1 tRNA gene and 2 rRNA genes are annotated in these 3255 nt (G+C 52.1%); all 3 read left to right on the forward strand.

Annotated features, from left to right (window positions below):
* Positions 1 to 11 precede the first annotated feature (11 nt).
* Positions 12 to 85, forward strand: a tRNA-Ala gene (locus tag B5F77_RS15285).
* Positions 86 to 176: 91 nt separating this feature from the next.
* Positions 177 to 3057, forward strand: a 23S ribosomal RNA gene (locus B5F77_RS15290).
* 84 nt (positions 3058 to 3141) lie between these two features.
* A 5S ribosomal RNA gene (gene rrf, locus B5F77_RS15295) occupies positions 3142 to 3252 on the forward strand.
* Positions 3253 to 3255: the final 3 nt, after the last annotated feature.

Below are 3255 nucleotides of genomic sequence, written 5' to 3' on the forward strand. Positions count from 1 at the left end.
CGCTGAAGGAAGGGGGATTAGCTCAGCTGGCTAGAGCATCTGCTTTGCAAGCAGAGGGTCAACGGTTCGAATCCGTTATTCTCCACGAAAAAAGATCTTTGACATGTTGCACGACAAAAAAAACGAGTAGAGCAAGAAGCTGAAGGACTATCAATCCGGCACGAAGTGCCAGGAAGAAGAAAGTAAGTAAGGGCAGACGGTGGATGCCTAGGCTCTCGGAGGCGAAGAAGGACGTGATAAGCTGCGAAAAGCCGGGGGTAGGTGCAAATAACCCTTGATCCCCGGATATCCGAATGGGGCAACCCGGCAGGCAGGAGGCCTGTCATCCCGGCATAGGGAAGCGAACGCGGGGAACTGAAACATCTAAGTACCCGTAGGAGAAGAAAACAAAAGTGATTCCGCAAGTAGTGGCGAGCGAACGCGGAAGAGCCCAAACCGATGGTGTTTCGGCGCCATCGGGGTAGAAGGACCACGAGATGGCAAGAAGACTTAAAGCAGAAGGCCTTGGAACAGGCGGCCAGAGAGGGTGAAAGCCCCGTAAGCGAATTGAGTCGGAAGCCTAGTGGGATCCTGAGTAACGCGGGACACGAGAAATCCTGCGCGAACCAGCGGGGCCCATCCCGTAAGGCTAAATACTCCCGAGAGACCGATAGCGAACCAGTACCGTGAGGGAAAGGTGAAAAGAACCCCGAACAGGGGAGTGAAAAAGACCCTGAACCCGTCTGCCTACAAGCGGTCGGAGCACCGGAAGGTGTGACGGCGTGCCTTTTGCATAATGAACCTACGAGTTACCGTGTTTGGCAAGGTTAAGTGAGGAGACTCACGGAGCCGAAGCGAAAGCGAGTCTGAAGAGGGCGTCAAGTCAGGTGCGGTAGACGCGAAACCAAGTGATCTACCCTTGTCCAGGATGAAGGTTGGGTAACACCAACTGGAGGTCCGGATGGATATACGTTGAAAAGTGTTCCAATGAGATGAGGGTAGGGGTGAAAGGCTAATCAAACTTGGAGATAGCTCGTACTCCCCGAAATGCATTTAGGTGCAGCCTCGGTGTTATATTGTATGAGGTAGAGCGACTGATTGGATGCGAGGGCTTCACCGCCTATCAAGTCCAGACAAACTCCGAATGCGTACAATAGAAGAACCGGGAGTGAGGGCATGGGTGCTAAGGTCCATGTCCGAGAGGAGAAGAATCCAGACCACCTGCTAAGGTCCCGAAATAATGCTTAAGTTGAGAAAACGAAGTCTGATCGCAAAGACAGCTAGGATGTTGGCTTGGAAGCAGCCATTCATTTAAAGAGTGCGTAACAGCTCACTAGTCGAGGGATCGGGCATGGATAATAATCGGGCATAAAGCATTTACCGAAGCAGTGGATCCTTGTAAGAGGATGGTAGGGGAGCATTCCAAAAGCGTCGAAGATGGAGGTTGACCTCTGTTGGAGCATTTGGAAAAGCAAATGTAGGTATAAGTAACGATAAAGGAGGTGAGAAACCTCCTCGCCGAAAGACTAAGGTTTCCTGATCAACGTTAATCGGATCAGGGTAAGTCGGGGCCTAATGATAAGCCGAAAGGCGAAGCAGATGGAAGAAACGGTTAATATTCCGTTACTGATTGCAGGAGCGATGTGGGGACGGAGAAGTGACAATCCGGCCGGCTGACGGAATAGCCGGTTGAAGGGTGTACGCGAAGATCGGGGCAGGCAAATCCACCCTGAGAGCGGAACCTGATAGTATGCCGCGTGCATGCACAAGGCAAAAAGGATGTAATCAAGCTCCCGAGAAAAACCGCTAAGCATATGCTGCAATCACCCGTACTAAAACGGACACACGTAGTTGGGTTGAGAATACTGAGGCGCTCGAGTGATTCACGGTTAAGGAACTAGGCAAAATGGTCCTGTAACTTCGGGATAAAGGACGCTCCGCTCAAGCGGAGCCGCAGAGAATAGGCCCAGGCGACTGTTTAACAAAAACACATGGCTGTGCGAAATAGCAAGATGAAGTATACAGCCTGACACCTGCCCGGTGCTGGAAGGTTAAGAGGAGGTCTTAGAGGTGACTCGAAGGATTGAATTGAAGCCCCAGTAAACGGCGGCCGTAACTATAACGGTCCTAAGGTAGCGAAATTCCTTGTCGGGTAAGTTCCGACCTGCACGAATGGTGTAACGATCTGGGCACTGTCTCAACCGTGAGCTCGGTGAAATTGTAGTATCGGTGAAGATGCCGATTACCCGCGATGGGACGAAAAGACCCCGTGAACCTTTACTATAGCTTTACATTGAATTTGGGCAACGGATGTGTAGGATAGGCCGGAGGCAAAGAAGCTGGTACGCCAGTATTAGTGGAGCCGCCGTTGAAATACGGCCCTTTTGTTGTTTGAGTTCTAACCCGCGGTAAGCGGGGACACTGTATGGTGGGTAGTTTGACTGGGGTGGTCGCCTCCAAAAGCGTAACGGAGGCTTCTAAAGGTGCCCTCAGACCGATTGGTAACCGGTCGCAGAGTGTAATGGCAAAAGGGCGCTTGACTGGGAGAGAGACAACTCGATCAGGTAGGAAACTAGAGCATAGTGATCCGGTGGTTCCGCATGGAAGGGCCATCGCTCAAAGGATAAAAGGTACTCCGGGGATAACAGGCTGATCCCTCCCAAGAGCTCATATCGACGGAGGGGTTTGGCACCTCGATGTCGGCTCGTCACATCCTGGGGCTGGAGAAGGTCCCAAGGGTTGGGCTGTTCGCCCATTAAAGTGGCACGCGAGCTGGGTTCAGAACGTCGTGAGACAGTTCGGTCTCTATCTATCGTGGGCGTAGGAAATTTGCGGGGATCTGTCACTAGTACGAGAGGACCGTGTTGGACAGACCGCTGGTGAACCGGTTGTACCGCCAGGTGCACGGCCGGGTATCTAAGTCTGGAAGGGATAAGTGCTGAAAGCATCTAAGCACGAAGCCCACCCCAAGATGAGATTTCCACAGAGGGTCGTCAAAGACGATGACGTAGATAGGCTGCAGGTGTAAGGTCAGTGATGGCGTAGCCGAGCAGTACTAATAGCCCGAGACTTTCCGAAACCGGAAGGGTTGCTAGTCCAAGCTAAGAAAGGCGAAGCGAAGTTTTTTTGGTCGTGCGCAAGGTCGAGGATAAGAAAAGAAATTAAGGTGGTTATAGCATGGGGGATCCACCTCTTCCCATTCCGAACAGAGAAGTTAAGCCCCGTCACGCCGATGGTACTGCGTAACAGTGGGAGAGTAGGTAGCCGCCGTTTTGG

It is taken from the genome of Parabacteroides sp. An277, from assembly GCF_002159645.1.
Taxonomy (GTDB): domain Bacteria; phylum Bacteroidota; class Bacteroidia; order Bacteroidales; family Tannerellaceae; genus Parabacteroides.